Annotated in this window: 20 protein-coding genes; 16 read left to right on the forward strand and 4 right to left on the reverse strand. The window is 73.4% G+C overall.

What is annotated here, in order from left to right; genetic code table 11:
• Positions 1–184: 184 nt before the first annotated feature.
• Positions 185–1111 carry a hypothetical protein gene (locus IH44_RS0131375; RefSeq protein ID WP_030463171.1) on the reverse strand — a complete coding sequence of 309 codons (927 nt, stop codon included), beginning with the start codon at positions 1109–1111 and terminating at the stop codon, positions 185–187.
• Between the two features lie 2 nt (positions 1112–1113).
• Positions 1114–2442 carry a VWA domain-containing protein gene (locus tag IH44_RS0131380; RefSeq protein ID WP_369795020.1) on the reverse strand — a complete coding sequence of 443 codons (1329 nt, stop codon included), beginning with the start codon at positions 2440–2442 and terminating at the stop codon, positions 1114–1116.
• A 96-nt stretch (positions 2443–2538) separates the two neighbouring features.
• Between IH44_RS0131380 and IH44_RS0131385 the strand changes: the two genes are divergently transcribed.
• The 7 genes from IH44_RS0131385 to IH44_RS0131415 all read left to right on the forward strand — a co-directional run bounded on the left by IH44_RS0131385 (position 2539) and on the right by IH44_RS0131415 (position 10706).
• Positions 2539–3387, forward strand: a complete 849-nt coding sequence (locus tag IH44_RS0131385) for an ATP-binding cassette domain-containing protein (RefSeq protein WP_030463173.1) — start codon at positions 2539–2541, stop codon at positions 3385–3387.
• Positions 3384–4031 (forward strand): hypothetical protein, encoded by a 648-nt coding sequence (locus IH44_RS0131390; protein ID WP_051817646.1) that lies wholly within the window; start codon positions 3384–3386, stop codon positions 4029–4031. Before IH44_RS0131385 ends, IH44_RS0131390 begins: the two co-directional genes overlap by 4 nt.
• A gap of 116 nt (positions 4032–4147) precedes the next feature.
• On the forward strand, positions 4148–4651 hold the full coding sequence (locus IH44_RS0131395) for a DUF1269 domain-containing protein (RefSeq protein ID WP_030463175.1): 504 nt from the start codon (positions 4148–4150) through the stop codon (positions 4649–4651).
• A gap of 93 nt (positions 4652–4744) precedes the next feature.
• On the forward strand, positions 4745–6094 hold the full coding sequence (locus IH44_RS0131400; RefSeq protein ID WP_035956998.1) for an FtsW/RodA/SpoVE family cell cycle protein: 1350 nt from the start codon (positions 4745–4747) through the stop codon (positions 6092–6094).
• A gap of 86 nt (positions 6095–6180) precedes the next feature.
• Complete coding sequence (locus IH44_RS0131405) at positions 6181–7605, forward strand: penicillin-binding transpeptidase domain-containing protein (RefSeq protein WP_051817654.1); 1425 nt, start codon at positions 6181–6183, stop codon at positions 7603–7605.
• A gap of 69 nt (positions 7606–7674) precedes the next feature.
• Positions 7675–9126: an APC family permease gene (locus IH44_RS0131410; protein ID WP_051817648.1), complete on the forward strand. Its 1452-nt coding sequence runs from the start codon at positions 7675–7677 to the stop codon at positions 9124–9126.
• 68 nt (positions 9127–9194) lie between these two features.
• Positions 9195–10706, forward strand: coding sequence for a N,N-dimethylformamidase beta subunit family domain-containing protein (locus IH44_RS0131415; RefSeq protein ID WP_369795021.1), 1512 nt, complete (start codon positions 9195–9197; stop codon positions 10704–10706).
• A 59-nt stretch (positions 10707–10765) separates the two neighbouring features.
• Here the strand turns inward: IH44_RS0131415 and IH44_RS0131420 are convergent, their stop codons facing one another.
• A complete protein-coding gene (locus IH44_RS0131420) occupies positions 10766–12478 on the reverse strand; it encodes a penicillin-binding transpeptidase domain-containing protein (protein ID WP_035956993.1) in 1713 nt (570 codons plus the stop codon).
• Between the two features lie 148 nt (positions 12479–12626).
• The gene (locus IH44_RS0131425; protein ID WP_030463181.1) at positions 12627–14408 is read right to left on the reverse strand and encodes a dolichyl-phosphate-mannose--protein mannosyltransferase; all 1782 of its coding nucleotides are present in this window, start codon (positions 14406–14408) and stop codon (positions 12627–12629) included.
• A 137-nt stretch (positions 14409–14545) separates the two neighbouring features.
• On the opposite strand from IH44_RS0131425, the gene rsmI reads away from it, so the two are divergent.
• The 9 genes from rsmI to IH44_RS0131470 all read left to right on the forward strand — a co-directional run bounded on the left by rsmI (position 14546) and on the right by IH44_RS0131470 (position 23466).
• Entirely contained in the window at positions 14546–15391 is an 846-nt protein-coding gene (rsmI, locus tag IH44_RS0131430; RefSeq protein ID WP_030463182.1) for a 16S rRNA (cytidine(1402)-2'-O)-methyltransferase, read from the forward strand.
• Between the two features lie 226 nt (positions 15392–15617).
• Entirely contained in the window at positions 15618–16037 is a 420-nt protein-coding gene (locus IH44_RS43270) for a hypothetical protein (protein ID WP_051817650.1), read from the forward strand.
• A 58-nt stretch (positions 16038–16095) separates the two neighbouring features.
• Positions 16096–17688 (forward strand): methionine--tRNA ligase, encoded by a 1593-nt coding sequence (gene metG, locus IH44_RS0131440; RefSeq protein WP_030463184.1) that lies wholly within the window; start codon positions 16096–16098, stop codon positions 17686–17688.
• Entirely contained in the window at positions 17688–18569 is an 882-nt protein-coding gene (locus IH44_RS0131445) for a TatD family hydrolase (protein ID WP_030463185.1), read from the forward strand. The genes metG and IH44_RS0131445 overlap by 1 nt, the downstream gene beginning before the upstream one ends.
• Positions 18570–18618: 49 nt before the next feature.
• On the forward strand, positions 18619–19215 hold the full coding sequence (locus IH44_RS0131450; protein ID WP_030463186.1) for a Uma2 family endonuclease: 597 nt from the start codon (positions 18619–18621) through the stop codon (positions 19213–19215).
• A 106-nt stretch (positions 19216–19321) separates the two neighbouring features.
• Positions 19322–20545 (forward strand): RNA-guided endonuclease TnpB family protein, encoded by a 1224-nt coding sequence (locus tag IH44_RS0131455; protein WP_030463187.1) that lies wholly within the window; start codon positions 19322–19324, stop codon positions 20543–20545.
• Between the two features lie 32 nt (positions 20546–20577).
• Positions 20578–21471: a 16S rRNA (adenine(1518)-N(6)/adenine(1519)-N(6))-dimethyltransferase RsmA gene (gene rsmA, locus IH44_RS0131460; RefSeq protein WP_030463188.1), complete on the forward strand. Its 894-nt coding sequence runs from the start codon at positions 20578–20580 to the stop codon at positions 21469–21471.
• 2 nt (positions 21472–21473) lie between these two features.
• Positions 21474–22400, forward strand: coding sequence for a 4-(cytidine 5'-diphospho)-2-C-methyl-D-erythritol kinase (locus IH44_RS0131465; protein ID WP_030463189.1), 927 nt, complete (start codon positions 21474–21476; stop codon positions 22398–22400).
• A gap of 79 nt (positions 22401–22479) precedes the next feature.
• Positions 22480–23466: an aldo/keto reductase gene (locus IH44_RS0131470; RefSeq protein ID WP_030463190.1), complete on the forward strand. Its 987-nt coding sequence runs from the start codon at positions 22480–22482 to the stop codon at positions 23464–23466.
• Positions 23467–23561 lie beyond the last annotated feature (95 nt).

Genomic DNA, 23561 nt, shown 5'->3' on the forward strand with positions numbered 1-23561 from the left:
CGGGACGTCAACGCGGCGGTCAACGTCGCCAAGGCCGCCGGACTGGCGGTGTCAGCCTGTGGAGCGCAGGTCAGACGGGCACCCGTGCCCGCACCGCGCAGCGAAGCAGGAACCCACCCGAAGCGACCCACCCAACCGGTGCGGGAGCAGGCGGGAATCCCCGGCCTTTAGGCCAGGGAGGATGTCAATGCCAGTTGTTGTTCTGCTGCGGCTGCACCGGCGGCGCCTGGTGCGGGACCGGGGCCGGGCGGTGCGGGTGGTGGTGGCCGCGCGGGTGCCGGGTGAGGGTGTAGCCGAGGACGCCGGCGAGGGCGGCCAGCACGCCGCCCGCGACGGTCCACCACCAGCGGGTGTTCCAGCCGGAGAAGAGGTCCGAGTACCAGTGGGACTCTTCCGCGACGGGCGCCGCCGCGTACGTCGCGCTCGCGCTCGGCGCCGGGGTGGCCGTCGCGGCGGCGGCCGTCGCGCCGGCGTTCACCGGCGGCACCAGCGGGGCCTTCAGCGAGCCGCCCTCGGGCTGGGCGTCGTCCGCGCCGCCCTTGGCGGCGACGTGCACGTGGACGGTGGCGGCCAGGCCGAGGTCGGTCTGCGGGATGTCCGTGGTGGACAGCCGGACGTAGTACGTGCCGGGCAGCGGGTCGCCGGACCACGGCTCGGCCCAGGAGCGGATCTGCCGCAGCGTGCAGCTCAGCTGCAGGGTGGCGGCGCTCTGCTCGCCGGCGCCCTCCTGCGGGCCCGCGGTGCAGGACTGCCGGCGGCGCAGGCCGTCGAACAGCTCCAGCGACCAGGTCTGCGGGCCGTGCCGGTCCGCGGCGTCCGGCAGGGTGACCTTGACCTGGACGGTCGGGGTCTGGCCCTCGGCGGCCGGGAACGCCCAGTACAGGTAGTCGCCGGTGGAGACCGGGACGTCCGCGTCCTGGCCGGCGGCCAGCGTGGTCGCGGTCAGGAAGCTGGTGCCGACCGAGTTCAGCACCGGCTTGGCGGTGCCGGACGCCGAGGCGGACGGCGAGGCCGAGGCGGACGGGGACGCGGCCGAGGCCGTCGCCGGGGCCAGCAGCAGCAGGCCGGTGAACGCGGCGGCCGAGGCCGCGGCGGTGAGGAGCTTGCGCATCGTCAGTTCTCCCGCCAGACGGCGATCCGCCAGCGTGCCAGCCAGCCGAAGATCAGACCGGCGAGCAGGCCGGCCAGGGTCAGGACACCGAGCAGGATCCAGCCGCGGCCCAGGCCCATCGCGGGGCCGTCCGGGGCCGGGGAGGCCGCGGCGACGTCCACCGTCAGCTCCAGCGGCAGGCCCGGGTCGGCCTGCACGCCCGCCTGCGCGGCGAACGAGTTGCTGACCACCAGGCAGACCGTCCGGACGTTCGCGGCGGAGCCGGCGCCCTTCGACGGGGAGGCCGAGGCCGAGGACGAGTCGTCCCCGGCGGCGGACCAGCGCACGCCGGTCGAGGCGACGTCGGTGCGGCCCGAACCGGCGTCGCTGCCGCGCACCAGCTCCTGGCCGCCGCTGTCGGTGGCCTGCAGCAGCACCCCGTAGTCCCGGGCGACCGCCCGGTCCGGGGTGACGCTGACCGAGGCGCGCAGCTCCTCGCCCGCCTTCACCGGCACCCGGTACACCCGGTGCTCGGAGAACTTCTCCCGGTCGGTGTACACGCCGGGCGTCAGGATCGGGGCGTCCGCGCACTTCTCGGAGCCGGCCACCTTGGCGGGGGCGATGGTGTGGGTGTCCTGGGCGCGGTTGACCAACTGCTTGACGCGCTTGGTCAGCTGCTCCTGGGTGCGGACGTCGGTGAAGGTGCCGCCGGTCGCGTTGGCGATGCAGATCAGCTGCTGGCGGGTCTTGTCGTCGTGCGCCAGGCCCAGCGTGTCGACCACCAGGTGGATGCCCTGGCTGGCCAGTTCGCGCGCCACGTCGCACGGGTCGGGCGGGGCGCAGGTGTCCTCGCCGTCGGTGATCAGCACGATCCGGCGGGTGGTCGGCCCGGTGCCCAGGTCCTGGGCGGCGGCCCGCAGCGCGATGCCGATCGGGGTCCAGCCGGTGGGGCGGACGGTGGCGACGGCCGTCTTGGCCTCCACCTTGTTCGTCCTCCCGACCGGGTAGAGCTGCTGGGTGTCCTTGCAGCCCTCCTTCTGGTCGCTGCCCGGGTAGGTCGCGCCCAGGGTGCGGATGCCGAACTCGGTCTCGTCCGGCAGCGCGTCGATGACCTCCTTGATCGACTGCTGGGCGACCTCCATCCGGCTCTTGCCCTGGATGTCCATGGTGCGCATCGACCCGGATCCGTCCAGGACCAGGTCGACCTTGGGCGCCTCGGTCGCGGCGGGCGGGGCCCCGGGCTCGTCGGCGTACGCGGGGAAGGTGCCCAGCACGGTGCCGACGACTATCGTCAGGGCCCCGAACAGGGCGGCCGCGCGGGCCGTCCGTCGTGGTGTGGTGGTGGTGATCACCCGCCGATCCTAGGGACCGTCAGTTCGAATCACCCAACGCGGGTGGTGGGCGGCCGCCTACCCTGAACGGACGGACGGAGCAGGCGAGGAGAGCGCATGACGGTGCGTCTGGCCGGGGTCGGGAAACGCTACGGGCGCGGCGGGCCGTGGATCCTGCGGGGCGTCGACCTGGTGCTGGAGCCGGGCGGGATCGTCCGGGTCGAGGGGGCCAACGGCAGTGGGAAGTCGACCCTGTTGAAGGTCCTGGCGGGCATCGAGCGGGCCGAGCGGGGCACGGTGCGCGCCCCCGGCAGCCGGGCCTACGTGCCCGAACGCTTCCCGCCCGCACTGCCGTTCGACGCCCGCGACTACCTGTGCCACCTCGCCCGGGTCCGCGGCCTGAGCGCCGACCAGGGGCGCCGGCGCGCCGACCACTGGCTGGAGCGCTTCGGCATCACCGGCTACGCGGGCACCCCGATCGGCCGGCTCTCCAAGGGCACCTGCCAGAAGGTCGCGGTCGCCCAGGCCCTGCTCGCCGAGGCGGACCTGCTGCTGCTGGACGAGGCGTGGACCGGCCTCGACCGGGCCGCCCGCGGCGAACTCGACGCCGCCGTCGCCGAACGGGCCCACCGCGGCGGGCTGGTGGTGTTCGTCGACCACGACCCGGCCCGGCTGGCCGGCCTCACCACCGCCGGACACCTCGTCAGGAACGGCACCCTGCACGCGGTCCCGCCCGTCCGGGCCGACGAGGACGGCCCCCGCGCGGTGGTGGTGGTCCGCGCCGAGCGCCTGCCCGAGCACCTCCCCGGGAACCCCGAGCGCAAGCCGCTCGCCGACGGCACCGTCCGCCTCGACGTGGCCGCCGCCCACTCCGACGCCCTGCTGCGCCGCCTGCTCGACTCGACGCCGCCGGTGCACGTCCACAGCGTGGCCGGGCCCGAGCACCCCGAAGGAGTCCGGCCGTGACGCTGCGCGCGCTGACCCGCTACCACCTGGCACTGCTGGTGCGCTCGCAGCGCTGGCTGCCCCCGGGCCTGGCGTACCTGGTGGTGCTGGGCCTCGGCCTGTCGGCCGGGGACAACGCCTCCTCGGCGGCCGCCTTCTCGGCCGGGCTGCTGGTGCCGGTGACCGGCTGGCTGGTGCGCGGCGCGGCGGGCGCCGAGCCGGCCCAGTCGCGGGCCTGCCTGGTGGCGGCGGCGGGCTGGGCCCGGGTGCACCTGTCGGCGCTGCTCGCGGCGGCCCTCGCGGGCCTGGCGCTGGGGGCGCTCGGGCTGCTGGCGGTGCTGCTGCTGGGCAGCAAGGTGTCCGGCCCGATGGCCGCCGGGGGCGGGCTGGCGACGCTGGTGTGCGCGCTGTCGGGCGCGGCGGTGGGCGCGGTGTGCAACCGGCCGGTGGTGGCGGGCGCGTACGCGGTGCCGCTGGGGCTGGGCGGGGTGGTGGCGGTGCTGCTGGTGCCCGGGTCCCCGGCGAACGCGGTGGTGCGGACGCTGGTGCTGGGCGCCCGGCAGCAGGGGCCGGACCTGCCGTGGTGGACGCTGCCGGCCGCGGCGGCGCTGGCGGCCGGGTGCTGCTGGGCGGCGGTGGCCGCCGCGGTGCGGCGCGGCGACTGAGCGGCCCCCGCGCCGGGGCCGGAAACGGACACACCGGGTCGGATCGGGTCGAACGCGGCAGGTGGTGGCTAGGGTGCTGGGGGACGTGCCCAACGCCTGTCGGAAGGAAGCCCGCCGTGAGCAACCTGTTCGCGATCGCCTACCCGGATGTCCCCACCGCGCAGAAGGTCCGTGACGAACTGGTCGGCCTGCAGAAGCAGAAGCTGGTCGACCTCGAGGACGTCGTGGTGGTCGAGCGCCGCGAGGACGGGAAGATCAAGCTGCACCAGGCCATGTCCAACACCGGCATGGGCGCGGCCTCCGGCGCCCTGTGGGGCGGCGTGATCGGCCTGCTGTTCTTCATGCCGTTCCTGGGCGCCGCGATCGGCGGCGCGACCGGCGCGGCGGTCGGCGCCTCCACCGACACCGGCGTGGACGACAACTTCATGCGCCAGGTCGGCGAGAAGCTGGAACCCGGCAAGGCCGCGGTGTTCGCCCTGGTCCGCTCGGCGACGCAGGACAAGGTGATCCCGGCGGTCGCCCAGTTCGGCGGCGAGCTGATCCAGACCTCGCTCAGCCACGACGAGGAGGAGCACCTCCGGGAGATCGCCAAGGCGGCGTACCCGGCCTCGACGCTCTGACGCATCCACGGACTCCCTCCGGCGGGGGGCCGGGCGCGCGACGCCCGGCACCCCGCCGTCCGTGCCCCTTCGAGCTGGCGAGGACGGCTGGTGGTGGCGACTGACTCCGCGGCCCGGGCGGCCCGGGTGCCCCGCGCGCGGCGGGCCGGGACGGGGCGCTGGACCGAACTGGTGCTGGTGCTGGCCGCGGTGGGCCTCGCGGTGTTCGGCTACGTCGAGGTCGGGGTCAACCTCGACGGCAAGGCCCCGCCGGACGCCGCCCAGTACGGCGCCGCGCTCGGCGTGCTCGCCCTGCTGGCGCACGGCGCGGTGCGCTGGCGCGCCCGGTGGGCCGACCCGCTGCTGCTGCCGATCGCGGTGCTGCTCAACGGCATCGGACTGGTCGTCATCTACCGGCTCGACCGCAACCCCGGCAGCGCCGCCGCCCCCACCCAACTGCTCTGGTCCACCCTCGGGGTGGGCCTGTTCATCGCGGTGCTGCTCCTGCTGCGCGACCACCGCCGGCTCCAGCGCTACGCCTACGTCGGCGCGTTCGTCGCCCTCGTCCTGCTGGTGCTGCCGGTGTTCTTCCCGCCGGTGTACGGCTCGCGGATCTGGATCACGCTGGGCCCGCTCTCCTTCCAGCCCGGCGAGTTCGCCAAGGTCCTGCTGGCGGTCTTCTTCGCCGCCTACCTGGCCGCGCACCGGGACGCGCTGGCGCTGACCGGCCGCAAGGTGCTCTGGTTCCGGCTGCCGCTGGGCCGGGTGCTCGGCCCGGTGCTGCTGATCTGGGCCGCGTTCGTCGGCGTGCTGGTGCTGGAGACCGACCTCGGCACCTCGCTGCTGTTCTTCGGCCTGTTCGTGGTGATGCTGTACGTGGCCACCGCCCGCACCGGCTGGATCGTGATCGGCCTGCTGCTGTCCGCGCTGGCCGCGGTCGGCGTCGGCTGGCTCTCCCCGCACGTGCACAGCCGGGTCACCGAGTGGCTGCACCCGCTGGCCTCGATCGAGGCCGGGCAGGGCGCCAACCAGATCGCCCAGTCGCTGTTCGCCTTCGCCTGGGGCGGCCAGCTCGGCACCGGCCTGGGCCTGGGCCACTCCGCGCTGATCGGCTTCGCCACCAAGTCCGACTTCATCCTGGCCACCGTCGGCGAGGAACTCGGCCTGACCGGCCTGTTCGCGGTCCTCCTGCTGTACGCCCTGCTGGTGGCCCGCGGCTTCAGGACCGGCATCGCGCTGCGCGACCCGTTCGGGCGGCTGCTCGCCATCGGCCTGGCCGCGCTGGTCGCCATCCAGGTGTTCGTGGTCGCGGGCGGCGTCCTCGACCTGATCCCGCTGACCGGCATGACGCTGCCGTTCATCGCCCAGGGCGGCTCGTCCGTGGTCACCAACTGGATCATCGTGGCGCTGCTGGTGCGGATGAGCGACCTCGCCCGGCGCCCCGTCCCCGAGGAGGACGCGTGAGGCCCACCCGGCCCGAGGGCACCAACGGCGGGCCGCAGGGCCTGCCGGGCATCTCCACCACCGGCCGCCGGGCCGGCACCTTCTGCATGCTGCTGATCGTCGCCCTCGCCGTCCAGGCCACCCGGGTCCAGGTCTTCCAGAAGCACGACCTCGACCACAACAGCGCCAACCAGCGCGCCACCATCCAGCGCTACGCCCAGCCCCGCGGCAACCTGCTGGTCGCCGGACAGCCCGTCACCGGCTCCGCCCCCACCGGCGGCCGCTACGCCTACAAGCGCACCTACACCGACGGCGCGCTGTACGCCCCCGTCACCGGCTACTCCTCCCAGACCTACGGCAACACCCAGCTCGAAGGCGTCTACGACGACCTGCTCTCCGGCACCGACCCCCGGCTGGCCGGCTGGGCGGTCTGGGACGCGGTCACCCGGCAGCAGCAGCCCGGCGGCGACGTGGTCACCACCATCGACCCGGCCGCCCAGCGCGCCGCCATGCAGGGCCTCGGCAACCAGAAGGGCGCCGTCGCCGCGATCGAACCCGCCACCGGCCGGATCCTCGCCCTCGCCTCCACCCCCGGCTACGACCCCGGCACCTTCGCCGGAACCTCCGCCGCCGACCAGAACGCCTGGAAGAAGCTCCAGGACGACCCCGACCAGCCGATGCTCAACCGGGCGCTGCGCCAGATCTACCCGCCCGGCTCCACCTTCAAGGTGGTCACCGCCGCCGCCGCGCTCGCCAACGGCGTGGTCACCGACATCGAGGCGCCCACCGACGCCCCCTACCCGTACGTCATGCCCGGCACCACCACCCCGCTCAACAACGACACCAGCGCCTGCGACCGGGCCGGGCTCTCGCTCGACGAGGCGATGACGCTCTCCTGCAACAGCGTGATGGGCTACCTCGGCGTGCAGACCGGCCTCGACCGGATGACCGCGATGGCGAAGAACTTCGGCTTCAACGACGCCCGGCTCGACACCCCGGTGCGCGCCGCCCGCTCCAACTTCGACACCGAGATGAACAAGTCCCAGCTGGCCCTCTCCTCGATCGGCCAGTACGACACCGCCGCCACCCCGCTGGCGATGGCCATGGTCGCCGCCGGGGCCGCCGCCGACGGCCAGGTGATGTATCCACAGCTTGTGGACAAGCTGACCAAGGCCGACGGCAGCCAGGTCCAGCTGATGCACCCGAGCCTCTACCGCCAGGCGTTCGGGGCCGCGGTCGCCCAGCAGCTGCGGCAGTTGATGGTCGACGTGGTCGAGAACGGCACCGGCCGCAACGCCCGGATCCCCGGCGCCGAGGTCGGCGGCAAGACCGGCACCGCCCAGCACGGCGTCGACAACTCCGGCACCCCCTACGCCTGGTTCATCGCCTGGGCCCGCCCGGCCGGCTCCACCGCCGTCCCGCCGGTCGCCGTCGCCGTGGTCGTCGCCGACAGCCAGGCCGACGACGTCACCGGCGGTGGGCTTGCCGCGCCCATCGCCAGGTCCGTCATGCAGACCGTGCTCAACCGCTAGCGGGTCCAATCGGTGGAAAACCACCCTTTGGTACTGTCACCGGGCTGATTCCCCACCAGAAGGACACCGATGAGCACCACCCGCCTGCTGCGGCGCAAGCCCGTGGACACCCTGATCGCCGAAGCGGGCGGCACCGGAGCCGGGCACCTGCGCCGCTCCATCGGACTCTGGCAGCTCTCCGCGATCGGCATCGGCGCCACCGTCGGCACCGGCATCTTCTTCGTCCTCACCACCTCGGTGCCCGAGGCCGGCCCCGCCGTCGTGCTCTCCTTCGTGATCGCCGCCGTCACGGCGGGCCTCACCGCGCTCTGCTACGCCGAACTCGCCTCCGCCATCCCGGTCGCGGGCTCCTCCTACTCGTACGCCTACGCGACCATGGGCGAACTCGTCGCGTTCGGCGTCGGCGTCTGCCTGCTGATGGAGTACGGCGTCTCCGCCTCGGCGATCGCCGTCACCTGGGGCCAGTACCTCAACCAGTTCTCCGACCTGGCCTTCGGCCTGCACCTCCCGGCCGCGCTCACCGCCCCGCCCGGCGCGGGCGGGGTCTTCAACCTCCCCGCGGTCGTCCTGGTGCTGCTGGTCACCGTCCTGCTGATCCGCGGCGTCGGCGAGTCCGCCAAGGTCAACGCCGTCATGGTGGCGATCAAGCTGGTCATCCTGGTGCTGTTCGTCGCGGTCGGCCTGACCGGCTTCAGCGCGGGCAACTTCACCCCGTTCGCGCCCAACGGCTGGGACGGCGTCCAGACCGCCGCCTCCACCATCTTCTTCTCCTTCATCGGCCTCGACGCCGTCTCCACCGCGGGCGAGGAGGTCCGCGACCCGCGGCGCACCCTCCCGCTGGCCATCCTGATCTCGCTGGTCGTCGTCACCACGCTGTACCTCGCCGTCGCCGTCACCGCGATCGGCGCCCAGCCCTGGCAGCGGTTCGACGGCCAGGAGGCCGGGCTCGCGCAGATCCTGCAGGACGTCACCGGGCACAGCTGGCCCGCCCTGGTCTTCGCGGCCGGCGCGATCGTCTCGATCTTCTCGATCACCCTGGTGGTGATCTACGGCCAGACCCGGATCCTGTACGCGATGGGCCGCGACGGCCTGCTGCCGTCCCCCTTCACCCGGGTCTCCGCCCGCACCGGCACCCCGGTCTGGAACACCCTGGCGGTCGGCGCCGCGGTCGCCGTCCTCGCCGCGGTCTTCCCGCTCAAACTGCTGGCCGACATGACCTCGATGGGCACCCTGGTCGCCTTCACCGCGGTCTCCCTCGGCATCATCGTGCTCCGCCGCACCCGCCCCGACCTGCCGCGCGGCTTCAAGGTCCCGCTCTACCCGGTCACCCCGCTGCTCAGCGCCGCGTTCTGCGTCTACCTCATCACCAAGCTGCACGCCGACACCTTCCTGGCCTTCGCGGTCGTCCTCGCCCTCGCCGCGGTGCTCTACTTCACCTACAGCGCCAAGCACTCCCGCCTCGCCGACCGGGACGGCCGGGGCGCCCCCGAACACCCCGAACCGCCCAAGAACCGGTCATGACCGGTCCGGCGGCGCCCCGCCGGACCCGGGCCCTGCCTATCGTGTCCGCAGCACGTTCGAACACGGGAGTGAGCTTGGGCGCCACCGGACGCCGTCGATTCCTCGGACTGGCCGCGGGCGCCGCGGCCGGCCTCACCGCCTGCGGCCCGGGCCGCCCCGCCGGGCCCGCCCCGGCCCCCGGCAGCGGCATCGCCGCGCCGACCCCGGCCCCGAGCCCGTCCGCCACCGCCGCCGAGAACGCCCGCCCGGGCGACGCGGACTGGCGGATCGGCAACGCCGGCCCGGCCGGGACGATCGAGGGCTGGGCGGACCGGGTCAGCGCCCTGCCCGGCGAACAGGTCGGCCTGCACGTCTCCACCACCGCCCCCGGCTTCACCGTCACCGCCTACCGGATGGGCTGGTACGGCGGCGCGCGCGGCCGCCGGGTCTGGACGTCGGGGCCGCTGCCGGGCGGCAAGCAGGCGCCGTTCACCGTCGACCGGACCACCCGCGCGGTCAGCACCGCCTGGCCCCGCACCACCACCGTCGACACCACCGGCTGGCCCGAGGGCTGCTACCTGCTGCGCCTGGACGCCGACGGCGGCGCCGGACAGCAGTACGTCCCGCTGACGGTGCGCTCGCGCACCACCGCCGGGACGACCGTCGTGGTCAACGCCGTCACCACCTGGCAGGCGTACAACGAGTGGGGCGGCTACAACCTGTACAACGGCCCCACCGGCGGCCTGCCCACCCGCTCGCTGCAGGTCGGCTTCGACCGGCCCTACCGGTACGACGACGGCGCCGGGCTGTTCCTGGTCTACGAGGCCCCGCTGATCGCGCTCGCCGAGAAGCTCGGCATCCCGCTCTCCTACACCACCGGCATCGACCTGGCCGCCGACCCCGAACTGCTGCACGGCGCCAGGGCGGTGCTCTCGCTCGGCCACGACGAGTACTGGTCCCCGGAGCAGCGCGCGCACGTCACCGCCGCCCGGGACGCCGGCACCCACCTGGCCTTCCTCGGCGCCAACTGCTGCTACCGGCGTGTCCGTTACGAACCCTCGCCGACCGGGCCGGACCGCACCGTGGTCTGCTGGAAGGGCGCCTGGAAGGACGACCCGGGTTACAGGGCGGGCCACCCGGCCACCACCGACTTCCGCTCCCCGCCCGGCGCCGACCCCGAGTCCTCGCTGCTCGGCGTGATCTACGACGGCTACCCGGTCGACGCCCCGTACGTGGTCACCAACCCCGGCCACTGGCTGCTGGCGGGCACCGGGGCGAAGAGCGGCGACAGCTTCCCGCACCTGGTCGGCGTCGAGTACGACCGGGTCGACCCGTCCTTCCCGACCCCGGCCGGCATCGAGACGATCGCGCACTCCCCGGTGGTCTGCGAGGGCCGGCACTCCTACGCGGACACCGCGCTCTACACGGCGGGCAGCGGGGCGCTGGTCTTCGCCACCGGCACCATGCGCTGGGTGGAGTCCCTGGACGCGACCGGCCCGGCGGGCGGCAGCGCCATCCACGGCATCGACGGCCGGGCCGGGGACTTCACCCGCAAGGTCACCGAGAACCTGCTGCGCAGGTTCGCCGGCACCGACAACTAGCCCGGAACGCGGAGAGCAGGGACCCCTGGGAGGGGCCCTGCTCTCCGTCGCGGCGCTGCTTACTTGTTGCCGACCCGCAGCACCTTGGAGACCGCCGGCCCGGCCGCGGTGGCGCCGTGGCCGCCGCCCTGGACCTCGGCGGCGACCGCCAGGTTGCCGGAGTAGGCGGTGAACCAGGAGTTCGCGTCGGTGCTGTTGTCGACCTCGGCGGTGCCGGTCTTCGCGCCGGAGCCGGCCGGCAGCGCGGGCTTGACGGCGGCGGCGGTGCCGGAGCGGACGGTCTGCACCATCAGCGACTGCAGGCTGCCGAGCACCTCGGGGGAGAGGTTGCGGGCCGCCTTCGCCTGCGCCATGCCGGGCACCAGGATCGGCTGCCGGAACACCCCGGACTGCACGGTCGCGGCGACCGAGGCCATGGCGAGCGGGTTGGTGCGCACCTTGCCCTGGCCGATGAACTCGCTGGCCGCGCCCGCCATGTTGCCCTCGGTCGGGATGTCGGTGTCGAAGTTCGACAGGCCGGTCTGCCAGACCAGGCCGAGCCCGAAGACGTCCTTGGCGATGGCGGGCAGGCTGCCCGGCTTGAGGACGTCCTTGCCCTTCTCGATGAAGGAGGTGTTGCAGGAGTTCACGAACGCGTCCGTGAGCGTGTAGTCGGGGTGCGCGCCGGGCTCGTCGTTGGAGATGGACTTGCCGGTGACCATGGTGGTCTCCGGGCAGGGCATCGGCGAGGTGGGCGTCAGGCCGGCCTCCAGCAGGGCCGCCGAGGTGATCACCTTCATGGTGGAGCCGGGCGCGGTCGCGCCGGAGAAGGCCCGGTTCTGGCCGGTCGAGGGCGAGAAGGCGTAGGCCAGGATGTTGCCGCTGCTGGGCTCGACGGCCACCAGCGAGGACGGCTTGCCGGTGGCGGCGACCTCCTGCTCGGCGGCGGCCTGCAGGTCGGCGTCGATGGTGAGCTTGAGGTTGGGGACGGGCCTGGGGTCCTTGATGGTGAACAGCTTCTCGTCCGCGCCCTTGTTGCCGGAGGCGTTCGCGGCGGAGATCACCACCCCGCTGCCCGCGTCCGCCGGGTCGCCGCCCTGCGGGGCCGCGCTCTTGAGCTTGTTGAGCAGGCCGGCGAGCGAGGCGTAGGCGGCCAGCGGCCGGCCCTTGCGGTCGGTGACGGTGGAGGGCGCGGCGTACAGCGGCTTGATCGAGATGGTCTCGTTGGCGTCCAGCTTGGGGTGGATGACGCTGGGGGCCCAGTGCACGGCGGCGGTGCCGTCGCTCATCTTGACCACGCCGAGCACGCCGTCGTAGTTCCAGGGGGTGCCGGTGTCGGCGAACTCCAGGGACGCCTTGAAGCTCTCCAGCACGCCGGTGGGCGCGGGGCTCCCGGTGGCGGAGGCCGACGCGGAGGCCGAGGACGAGGCCGGGGCGGACGCCGACTTGGACGCGGCCGGGCTGGGCGCGGTGGTGGGCCCGCCGACGGTGAGGTGGACGGCGCTGGGCTTGACGCCCGACTGGAAGGCCTCCAGCGCGGCCTGGGCCTTGTCCGGGTCGTCGGTGAGCTTGGCGGCGGCGAACAGGTCGCCCTTGCCCCAGGCGTCGAGGAAGGCCTTGGCGCCGGAGGCGGCGAGTTCCTGGCTGGGGGGCTCGGCGACCACCGTGCGCGGCTTCTTCGCCTCGGCCCCGCCCGAGCCGTCGCCGGAGACCAGGGCGTAGGCCCCGTACCCGCCGCCGACGAGCACCGCGGCTGCGATCACCGAGACGCCGATCTTCGCGCCCTTGTTCACGTCGTGTCCCCCAGGGTGTGTCGTGGCCGTCGGAGTTCAGCGGCCACGACACCATAGGCAGACCTCTTCCGTGCACTCACGACACGCCGGTGGTTTGTGACAGTTCCGGTACACGTGTGCAGGTGTCGTGGCCGTCCGGCCGGGCCGGTCAGATCCAGGTGTCGAGCCACATCCGGGCCCGCCAGTCGTCCATCGGGATCGTCTGCCCGGTGTAGATCGGGTAGAAGTACAGGAAGTTCCACATGACGGCGACCACCAGCAGCCCGGCGCCGGTGCCCCCGGCGAGCCTGCGGTCGGGCGAGGCGTCGGCCCGGCCCAGCATCGCGCCGATCATCATGGTCACCGCGAGCACCAGGAACGGGACGAAGCACACCGCGTAGAACAGGAAGATCGTCCGGGCCTGGTAGTTGAACCAGGGCAGGTAGCCGGCGGCCAGCGCGCACAGGATCGCCCCGGCCCGCCAGTCGCGGCGCATCGCCCAGCGGTACAGGCAGTACGCCAGCGCGACGATGCCCGCCCACCACAGCAGCGGGGTGCCGATGGCGAGCACCTCGCGGGCGCACTCGGCGGTGGTGCAGCCGGACTGGCCGTTCTTCGGGGACTCGTAGAAGAAGGAGACCGGGCGGCCGAGCAGCAGCCAGCTCCACGGGTTGGACTGGTAGGTGTGCGGGCTGGTCAGGTTGACGTTGAAGTGCCAGATCTCGTGGTGGTAGTGCCACAGGCTGCGGGCCCAGTCCGGCATCCAGGTCCAGGAGCCGCCGGGGTGCTGGGCCGCCCAGTCGCGCAGGTAGCCGCCCTTGCCGGGCTCGGGGGAGGAGAGGATCCAACTGGTCCAGCTCGCCAGGTAGGTGGCGCCCGCGGCCAGGCCGATGCTCAGGCCGGACCAGCAGAAGTCCCAGAGCTGGCGGACGATCAGCGGCAGGCTGCCGGGGACGCGGCGGACCGCGGCCAGCCGGCGGGCCGAGGAGTCCCAGAACGCGGCGAGCAGCACCAGGGCCAGGATCGCCGGGGCGCCGCTCCACTTGGTGCCCGTCATCAGGCCCAGGCAGACGCCCGCGGCCAGCCGGTAGGGGCGCCGGCCCAGGTGCCACCAGTCGGCGGGCAGGCCCTGCTCGATCCGCTCGGCGATCCGGGCCCGGGTCCGGTCCCGGTCGACCAGCAGCAGGCCGAACGCGGCCAGGAACCAGAACATCACCAGCAGGTCGAGGATGGCGGTGCGGCTGAGCACGAAGTGCAGGCCGTCCACGGACAGCAGCAGGCCCGCCACGCAGCCCAGCAGGGTGGAGCGGAACATCCGGCGGCCGATCCGGGCCAGCATCAGCACCGAGAGGGTGCCGAGCACCGCCACCATGAACCGCCAGCCCAGCGGGGACATCCCGTAGAGCTGCTCGCCCAGGGCGATGATCCACTTGCCGACCGGCGGGTGGACCACGAACGCGGCCTGGTGCTGCAGCGGGACGGCCGGGTTGGGCGCGGTGATCAGGCCGTTGGCGTCGTCGGGCCAGCTGCTCTCGTAGCCGAGGTGCCAGAGCGCGTACGCGTCCTTGGCGTAGTACGTCTCGTCGAAGATCAGCGCGTGCGGGCTGCCGAGGTTGGTGAAGCGCAGCACCCCGGCGAACAGCGCGACGGCGAGCGGGCCGAGCCAGCCGGCCCACCGGCACAGCCAGGACCACAGCGGGTCGGGCAGCCGGACGCCGAGCCGGGCGAGCAGCGGCGAGGGCTCGACCACCGCGGGGGTGACCCCCGGCCCGTCCGGCATCGGCGGCACCAACTGCTCGGCCGCGGACGCCCGTCGGGGCGCCCGGTAGCCGGCGCCGGCCAGCGCGCGGGCCCAACGGGAGGTCGGTCCGGGCTCCGCGCGCGGCGCCGGAACGGCGGCCGGGTCGGCCGGTTCCAGCACGGTCACGCCGCCCCGCTCGGGGTGGTCCATACCACTCTCCATGTCGCCGTTCACGGGCCACATCGTAGGGGCAATGGCGGAAGTCACAAGGGGTCCCCGACCCTCGCTTCCCACCCGCGCCCCGCTCACCAGCCACGGGCCGCCCGCCGGTAGGGGAGGATGGTGCCGTGACTGGTGTTCTCGTACTGGCAGGTACCCCCATCGGCGACGTCGAGGACGCGCCGCCCCGACTGCGCGCCGAACTGACCGGCGCGGACGTCATCGCGGCCGAGGACACCCGGCGGCTGCGCCGGCTGACCCAGGCGCTGGGCGTCGCCCCGGCGGGCCGGGTGGTCTCGTACTTCGAGGGCAACGAGGTGGCCCGCACCCCCGAGCTGGTGGCCGCGCTGCAGGGCGGCGCCCGGGTGCTGCTGGTCACCGACGCCGGGATGCCCTCGGTCTCCGACCCCGGCTACCGGCTGGTGGACGCCGCCGTGGCCGCCGGGATCAAGGTGACCGCGGTGCCCGGCCCGTCCGCGGTGCTGACCGCGCTGGCGCTCTCCGCGCTGCCGGTGGACCGGTTCACCTTCGAGGGCTTCCTGCCGCGCAAGGCCGGCGACCGCTCCCGGCAGCTCGCCCAGGTCGCCGCCGAGCCGCGCACCATGGTGTTCTTCGAGGCCCCGCACCGGATCGCCGAGACGCTGGAGGCGATGGCCGCCGCGTTCGGCGCCGACCGCCCGGCCGCGGTCTGCCGGGAGCTGACCAAGACCTACGAGGAGGTCAAGCGCGGCCCGCTCGGCGAGCTGGCCGCCTGGGCCGCGGACGGCGTCCGGGGCGAGATCACCGTGGTGGTGGCCGGCGCCCCGCCGGCCGCGCCGGAGGAGGTCGGCCCGGCCGAGCTGGCCCGCCGGGTGGCCGTCCGCGAGGAGGCCGGGGAGCGCCGCAAGGAGGCGATCGCGGCGGTCGCGGCCGACCTGGGCCTGCGCAAGTCGGTGGTGTTCGACGCCGTGGTGGCCGCCAAGCACGCCCCCTGACCGGCCGGCCGCCCCGCCCCGCCCCGCCGCCCCACCGGTCAGTTTGTATGGCAATGGCCGGAATCGCGCGTACGTTGGAATGAGCACCCCAGCGGAGGGCCAATTCGGGACCAAGACTTGGCAAGCCGGGCATCGGACGGAGCCTCCCGGGCATTCCCTGGGATGGAACAACCCGCACCCGGCCGGAAGGACCGGGCGACGGGCTCCGAGCGAAGCGAGGTGGCGCATGAGCGACACGATCGACAGCCCCCGGAACGGCGGAGCACCCAGCGGCCTCGGCACGACCAGCCGTCCCGCCCCCGTGCAGACGGTCCACGAGGCGTACTCCTTCGCCTGCCTCAACTGCGGCTACGGCTGGGAGCAGGCGTACGACATCGAGCACCACACGGCCAAGGACGGCCACACCGTCGTCGAGTACACGGCCAACGGCGTCCGGGTCCCCTCCCCGCTGCGCGAACTGGTCTGCCCCGGCTGCGGCGGCGAACGGGTCCGGATCATGCGGGCCGGGCGGGTGGCCGGCGTGGCCGCCGTCATGGAGAAGGGCTCCGGCTACGCCCCCACCGCCGAACCCGAGGGCCCGCCGGAACCGCCCGGACTGCGGGCCCGGCGCCGCCGCTGGCCGTTCGGCTCCCGCCGCACCGGCTGACCCCGCCCGGCCCCGCCCCCGCCCGGGGCGGGGCCGCGCCCGACTAGGATCCCGGGCTATGGCGGCCATGGCAGAGCACCCCGGCGGCGGCGCGTACTACGTCACCACCCCGATCTACTACGTCAACGACCGGCCCCACCTGGGCCACGCGTACACCACCGTCGCGGGCGACGTGCTGACCCGCTGGCACCGCCAGCGCGGCGAGGACGTCTGGTACCTCACCGGCACCGACGAGCACGGCCAGAAGATCCTGCGCACCGCCGAGGCCCACGGCACCACCCCGCAGGAGTGGTGCGACCGGCTGGTCGAGGAAGCCTGGAAGCCGCTCTGGGAGCACCTGCGGATCGCCAACGACGACTTCATCCGCACCACCCAGGCCCGGCACACCGACCGGGTCCAGGAGTTCGTCCAGGACCTGTACGACAAGGGCGAGATCTACCGGGGCAGCTACACTGGCCCCTACTGCGTCGGCTGCGAGGAGTACAAGCTCCCCGGCGAACTGCTGCCCGGCGCCACCGAGGACGAGAAGCTCTGCCCGATCCACCGGCGCCCCGTCGAGTGGCTGGAGGAGGAGAACTACTTCTTCCGGCTTTCCGCCTACGGCCCGAAGCTGCTGGAGTTCTACGCCGCCCACCCGGACTTCATCCAACCCGCCGCCGCCCGCAACGAGGTGCTCCGCTTCGTCGAACAGGACCTCAAGGACCTGTCGATCTCCCGCTCCACCTTCGACTGGGGCATCCCGCTGCCCTGGGACGACCAGCACGTCCTGTACGTGTGGGTCGACGCCCTGCAGAACTACATCACCGCCGCCGGCTACGGCGCCGACCCCGAGCGCTTCGCCCGGCTCTGGCCCGCCTCCGTGCACCTGGTCGGCAAGGACATCCTGCGCTTCCACGCCGTCATCTGGCCCGCCATGCTGATGGCCGCCGGACTGCCGCTGCCCCGCCGGATCGTCGCCAACGGCTGGCTGATGGTCGGCGGCGAGAAGATGAGCAAGTCCAATCTCACCGGCATCGCCCCCACCGACCTCACCTCGCACTTCGGCGTCGACGCCTACCGCTACTACTTCCTGCGGGCCGTCCCGTTCGGCACCGACGGCTCGTTCTCCTGGGAGGACTTCACCGCCCGCTACACCTCCGAACTCGCCAACGACTTCGGCAACCTGGCCTCCCGGGTCACCGCGATGATCGGCAGGTACCACGACGGGGTGCTGCCCGCGGCCGCCGCCCCCGGCCGGGCCGAACAGGCCGTCGCGGACGCGCTGGCGAAGGCCGTCGAGGAGGCCGACCGGAGGATCGGCGAGGAACTCGACTTCGCGGGCGGCATCGCCGCGGTCTTCGAGTTCATCAAGACCGTCAACGGCTACCTCACCGAGCAGGAGCCCTGGAAGCTCGCCAAGTCCCCCGCGGACGCGGACCGGCTCGCCACCGTCCTGTACACCGCCGCCGACGCGCTGCGGGCCACCGCCGTCCTGCTCAACCCCGTGATGCCGACCGCCGCGTCCGCGCTCTGGGACTCCCTCGGCGCCGGACCGGCCCTCGGCCCGCTCGCCGACCAGCGCCTCGCCGACCCCGCACGCCTGCCCGCCGGCGTCACCGTCACCAAGGGCGACCCCCTGTTCCCCCGACTCGAAGAGAAGACCACCTCCTGATGGCCGCGAAGAAGAACGACGACCGCTCCACCCCGCCGCCGCTCCCCGAGCCGCTGGCCGTCCCGGTCGCCGACTCGCACACCCACCTCGACATGCAGTCCGGCACCCCCGCCGAGGGCCTGGCCCGGGCCGCCTCGGTCGGCGTCACCACCGTCGTCCAGGTCGGCTGCGACGTCCCCGGCTCGCGGTGGGCCGCCTCGCTGGCCGAAGAGCACGAACAGGTGCACGCCGCCGTCGCCCTGCACCCCAACGAAGCCCCCCGGATCTTCCTCGGCGACCCCGACGGCTGGTCCGGCCAGCGGCGGAAGCCCGGCGGGCAGGCCGCCCTCGACGAAGCCCTCGCCGAGATCGACCGCCTCGCCGCCCTCCCGCACGTCCTCGCCGTCGGCGAGACCGGACTCGACTACTTCCGCACCGGCCCCGAGGGCGTCGACCTGCAGAAGGAGTCCTTCCGCCGCCACATCGAGATCGCCAAGCGCCACGGCAAGGCCCTCGTCATCCACGACCGCGACGCCCACCAGGACGTCATCGACCTCCTCCTCGAAGAGGGCGCCCCCGAACGCACCGTCTTCCACTGCTACTCCGGCGACGCCGCCATGGCCAAGACCTGCGCCGAACACGGCTGGTACCTCTCCTTCGCCGGCCCCGTCACCTACAAGGCCAACCACCCCCTGCGCGAAGCCCTCACCGCCACCCCCCTCGACCGCGTCCTGATCGAGACCGACGCCCCCTTCCTCACCCCCCACCCCTACCGCGGCCGCCCCAACGCCCCCTACCTGATCCCGGTCACCCTGCGGGCGATGGCGGCCCACCTGGCCCTGGGCGAGGACGAGTTGGCGACGGCGATCGCGGCGAACACGGCCCGTGCCTTCGGCTACTGAGCGCATCCCGGTGCCGGGCGCGCTCGTTGGAGAGAGCGAGGAGGCCGTGATGGGTACCGAACCGATCGACTGGATGCAGCCGCCGGTCGGCGGCTGGACGTTCGACCAGGCCAATGAGCTCGATCTGCCGTTCAAGTGGGAACTGGTGGACGGCACGATCGTGGCCAGAGGACGAACGATCGCGGTCAAGGGCCAGACACCGTGGTGGCACGACCGGGTGCGGGACCGCCTGCTCGTGGAACTGCTCGCGGCGGGCAGCGGGCCTTACGACGTGAGCGCGGAGCGAGCCGTCCTGCTCGACGGGCGCGGCGTGGTTCTGCCGGACCTGGTGGTGTTCGACGGGACGGGCCTGCAAGTCGGCGAACTGCTGTGCACCCCGGTGGAGTCGGTGGTCCTGGCCATCGAGGTGGTCTCCCCCGGGTCGCGGGTGGCCGACCGGTTCACCAAGCCCGGCCTGTACGCGGAGAAGGGCGTCCCGTCCTACTGGCGCGTCGAGCGCGGGGACGACGACGTCCCCGTCGTGCACGAGTTCCGGCTCGACCGGGAGCAGGGCGTCTACCTCCCGGTCGCCGTGCACGAAGGGTCGCTCCGCACCGAGCTGCCGTTCCCCGTCGAGATCGATCTGAAGCGGTTCGTCAAGCGCTGACCGGATTCTTGCGTACAAGCCTGGTTCAGTGGGCCGGGGCGGCCGCTTCTCGGATCGGAGAGCCGGAGCCGCTTCAGTGTCAGTGACACCACGTAGAGTCACCACCGTGCAGCTCCGCTACAACTTCCGGGTGTATCCGACGTCGGGTCAGCGCATTGCGTTGGCTCGGGCGTTCGGGTGTGCGCGGACGGTGTTCAACGACGGATTGCGGGCCCGGCAGGAGGCGTACGCGGCGGGGTCGCCGTACATCGGGGACACCGAGCTGCAGAAGCGGGTGATCACCACGGCGAAGCACACCGTCGAGCGGGCGTGGCTGGGGGAGGTGTCGTCGGTGGTGCTGGTGCAGTCCTTGCGGGACCTGCACACCGCGTACCGGAGCTTTTTCTCCTCCGTCACCGGCAGGCGCAAGGGTCCGAAGGTCGCGCCGCCGCGTTTCAAGTCCAAGCGGGACAGTCGGCAGTCGATCCGGTTCACCGCCAACGGCTTCTGCCTGCGCGAGTCCGGGCGCCTGTACGTGGCGAAGGTCGGTGACCTGGATGTGCGCTGGTCCAGGGCACTCCCGACCGTCCCGACGTCAGTCACCGTCACCAAGGACGCCGCCGACCGGTACTGGGCCTCCTTCGTCGTGGACACCGATCCGAAGATCCTGTCCGAGCTGGACACCGAGACCGGCATCGACCTCGGGCTCACCCACTTCGCGGTGCTCTCCGACGGCCGCAAGGTCGACTCGCCGAGGTTCCTGCGTCGGGCGGAGAAGAAGCTCAAGCGCCTGCAGAAGTCCCTCGCCCGCTGCGAGGAGGGATCGAAGAACCGGGCGAAGGCCCGTAGGAAGGCGGCGCGTCAGCACGCCAGGGTGGCCGACCGCCGCCGGGACTGGCACCACAGGGAATCCACGCGCATCATCCGCGAGAACCAAGCGGTGTACGTGGAGGACCTCGCGGTGTCCGGCCTCGGACGGACCCGGCTCGCCAAGTCCGTGCACGACGCCGGGTGGTCGCAGTTCGTCTCGATGCTGGAGTACAAGGCCCGCAAGCACGGGCGCACCTTCGCCCGCATCGGCCGCTTCGAGCCCACCTCGCAGGTCTGCTCGGCCTGCGGCGTCAAGGACGGCCCCAAACCCCTCAAGGTCCGCGCGTGGACCTGCAGGGCCTGCGGAAGCGTCCACGACCGCGACGTGAACGCAGCCCGCAACATCCTGGCCGCCGGACGGGCGGACAGGCCAAACGCCTGTGGAGCACGGGTAGGACGGGCATCCGTGCCCGCACCGCGCCGAGAAGCAGGAACCCACCGAGACGGCCGACCGGCCGTGGCAGAAAACCAGGCACCTTAGGGTCTTGGGGACGTCAACCGTATCCTTGGCGGGTGAGCACCACCGAACCCACCTCCGACGGCCACCTGCTGGGAGCCGCCGACATCCGTGCGCTGGCCGAGGCGTTCGGCGTGAAGCCGACCAAGCAGCGCGGGCAGAACTTCGTCATCGACGGGAACACCGTGCGGCGGATCGTCCGGGCGGCGGGGGTGACGGACGAGGACGCGGTGGTCGAGGTCGGGCCGGGGCTCGGGTCGCTGACGCTGGCGCTGCTGGAGGTGGCGCGGCACGTCACGGCGGTGGAGATCGACCCGGTGCTGGCGCGGCACCTGCCGGACACCGTGAAGGGCCGGATGCCCGCCAAGGCCGACGGCTTCGACCTGGTGCTCAGCGATGCGATGGACGTCACCGAGCTGCCCGGCCCCGCGCCGACCGCGCTGGTGGCCAACCTGCCGTACAACGTCGCCGTGCCGGTGCTGCTGCACATGCTGGAGACCTTCCCCAGCATCGAGCGCACCCTGGTGATGGTGCAGAGCGAGGTCGCCGACCGGCTCGCCGCCAAGCCCGGCAACAAGGTGTACGGCGTGCCCTCGGTGAAGGCCAACTGGTACGCGGACGTCAAGCGCGCCGGGGCGATCGGGCGGAACGTGTTCTGGCCCGCGCCGAACGTCGACTCCGGACTGGTCTCGCTGATCCGCCGCGACCCGCCCGCCACCACCGCCACCCGCCGCGAGGTGTTCGCCGTCGTCGACGCCGCGTTCGCCCAGCGCCGCAAGACCCTGCGGGCCGCGCTGGCGGGCTGGGCCGGGTCGCCCGCCGCCGCCGAGGAGGCGCTGCGCGGCGCCGGGATCGACCACATGCTGCGCGGCGAGATGCTCACGGTCGAGCAGTTCGCCGCGATCGCCGAGCACAAGCCCAAGGCCACAGAGGCAGCAGAGGAACACTGAACATGGTCACGGTCCGGGTCCCCGCCAAGGTCAACGTCCAGCTCGGCGTCGGCGGGGTCCGCCCCGACGGCTACCACGACCTGGCGAACGTCTTCTTCGCCGTCGCCCTCGGCGACCAGGTCACCGCCACCCCCGGCGCGGGCGTCACGCTCAGCTGCGACGGCCCCGACGCCGACGCCGTCCCGCTCGACGACGGCAACCTGGCCGCCCGCGCCGCCCGGCTGCTCGCCGCCCACCACGGCCTCGCCGACCCCGGCGTCCACCTGCACATCGACAAGGCCATCCCGGTCGCCGGCGGCATGGCGGGCGGCAGCGCGGACGGCGCCGCCGCGCTGCTCGCCTGCGACGCGCTGTGGGGCCTGGACACCCCGCTGCCCGTCCTGCTGGAACTCGCCGCCGAACTCGGCTCCGACGTCCCGTTCGCCCTGCTCGGTGGCGTCGCCCTGGGCCGCGGCCGCGGCGAACTGCTGGAACCGCTGCCGGTGGCCGGCACCTTCCACTGGGTGTTCGCGGTCGCCGACGGCGGGCTCTCCACCCCGGCGGTCTACCGGGAGTGCGACCGCCTCCGCGAGGCATCGGGGCTGGGTTCCTCCGCCGAGGACGTCCCGGTCCCCGACGCCGACCCCGCCCTGCTCGCCGCCCTCGCCGAGGGCGACCCCGTCGCGCTGGCCGCCGCCCTCGGCAACGACCTGCAGGCCGCCGCCGTCTCGCTGCGCCCCGCCCTCGCCGACACCCTGCACGCCGGCACCGAGGCCGGCGCCCTGGCCGCCCTGGTCTCCGGCTCCGGCCCCACCTGCGCCTTCCTCGCCAAGGACGCCGACGCCGCCGCCCACATCGCCACCGCCCTGCGCACCTCCGGCACCTGCCGCACCGCCCACGCGACGTACGGGCCGGTGGACGGCGCCCGGGTGGTCCACACCTCTGCTTGACCTGGAGCGCGCTCCGGGTTCCAGACTCGTGACCGCGGCCCGCACCGGGCGGGTCGCGGAGAACGAGGGGAACTCCCGGATGCGCAAGCGCACCATCGGAACCGATCCGCGTACCCGCCGTGAGGTCAGCGTGCTGAGCCTCGGGGCGATGCTGTTCGGCACGCTCACCGACGAGGCGACCTCCTTCGCGGTGCTGGACCGGTACGTCGAGGCGGGCGGGACGTTCGTCGACACCGCGAACAACTACGCGTACTGGCAGGACGGCGGGCAGGGCGGGATCAGCGAGGAGGTGCTCGGGCGGTGGCGGGCCAGCCGGGGGATCACCGACGAGGTGGTGATCGCCACCAAGCTCGGGGCCCGGCCGAAGGCGCCCGGCACCGGGTTCGTCGAGAACGGCGAGGGACTGTCGGCGGAGGTGATCAGGGCGTCCTCGGAGGCCAGCCGGAAGCGGCTGGGCGTCGAGAAGCTCGACCTGCTGTACGCGCACGTCGAGGACACGAAGGTGCCGCTCGCCGAGACGGTGCACGCCTTCGGCGAGCTGGTGCAGGAGGGGACGGTCGGGCTGCTCGGCGTCTCCAACCACTGGTCCTGGCGGGTCGAGCGGGCCCGCAACCTCGCCGCGCAGGCGGGGCTGCCGGGCTACGAGGTGCTCCAGTACGGCCACACCTACCTGCGCCGCCGCGCCGACCTGCCCGGCCTGACCTGCGCGGACGGCGACCAGGCCGCCGTCCAGGGCGACCTGGTCACGTACCTGAAGGAGAGCCCCGAGCTCACCCTGGTCGCCTACTCCCCGCTGCTCGGCGGCGGCTACGTCCGCGCCGACAAGCCGCTCGGCCCGTCCTTCGACCACGCCGGCACCCCCACCCGCCTCGCCGCCCTCGACGCGGTGGCCCGGCAGACCGGCGCCACCCGCAACCAGGTCGTGCTGGCCTGGCTGCTCGGCGGCGAACTCCCGGTGATCCCGCTGGTCGGCGCGTCCTCGGTGGCCCAGCTGGACGAGAGCCTGGCGGCGCTCGACCTGGAACTGACCGCCGAGCAGCGGGCCCTGCTGGACGCCGCTCGCTGAGAAAGTGTGGGGTAATTGGCTGGCTACTGATCGTTGAGGTCGTCGGCAAGGCGGCGGGCTGCTTCGGTCTCGATGGGACCGCGTGGTTCGATCTC

This window comes from Kitasatospora sp. NRRL B-11411 (assembly GCF_000721345.1).
Classification (GTDB): Bacteria; Actinomycetota; Actinomycetes; order Streptomycetales; family Streptomycetaceae; genus Kitasatospora; species Kitasatospora cineracea.

Excerpts from the sequence above, each read along its gene's own strand:
- IH44_RS0131375 (WP_030463171.1), bottom strand. The coding sequence starts at position 1,111 with ATGCGCAAGCTCCTCACCGCCGCGGCCTCGGCCGCCGCGTTCACCGGC.
- IH44_RS0131385 (WP_030463173.1), top strand. The coding sequence starts at position 2,539 with ATGACGGTGCGTCTGGCCGGGGTCGGGAAACGCTACGGGCGCGGCGGG.
- IH44_RS0131405 (WP_051817654.1), top strand. The coding sequence starts at position 6,181 with ATGCTGCTGATCGTCGCCCTCGCCGTCCAGGCCACCCGGGTCCAGGTC.
- IH44_RS0131410 (WP_051817648.1), top strand. The coding sequence starts at position 7,675 with ATGAGCACCACCCGCCTGCTGCGGCGCAAGCCCGTGGACACCCTGATC.
- IH44_RS0131425 (WP_030463181.1), bottom strand. The coding sequence starts at position 14,408 with ATGGACCACCCCGAGCGGGGCGGCGTGACCGTGCTGGAACCGGCCGAC.
- IH44_RS43270 (WP_051817650.1), top strand. The coding sequence starts at position 15,618 with ATGAGCGACACGATCGACAGCCCCCGGAACGGCGGAGCACCCAGCGGC.
- metG (WP_030463184.1), top strand. The coding sequence starts at position 16,096 with ATGGCGGCCATGGCAGAGCACCCCGGCGGCGGCGCGTACTACGTCACC.
- IH44_RS0131445 (WP_030463185.1), top strand. The coding sequence starts at position 17,688 with ATGGCCGCGAAGAAGAACGACGACCGCTCCACCCCGCCGCCGCTCCCC.
- IH44_RS0131450 (WP_030463186.1), top strand. The coding sequence starts at position 18,619 with ATGGGTACCGAACCGATCGACTGGATGCAGCCGCCGGTCGGCGGCTGG.
- IH44_RS0131465 (WP_030463189.1), top strand. The coding sequence starts at position 21,474 with ATGGTCACGGTCCGGGTCCCCGCCAAGGTCAACGTCCAGCTCGGCGTC.
- IH44_RS0131470 (WP_030463190.1), top strand. The coding sequence starts at position 22,480 with ATGCGCAAGCGCACCATCGGAACCGATCCGCGTACCCGCCGTGAGGTC.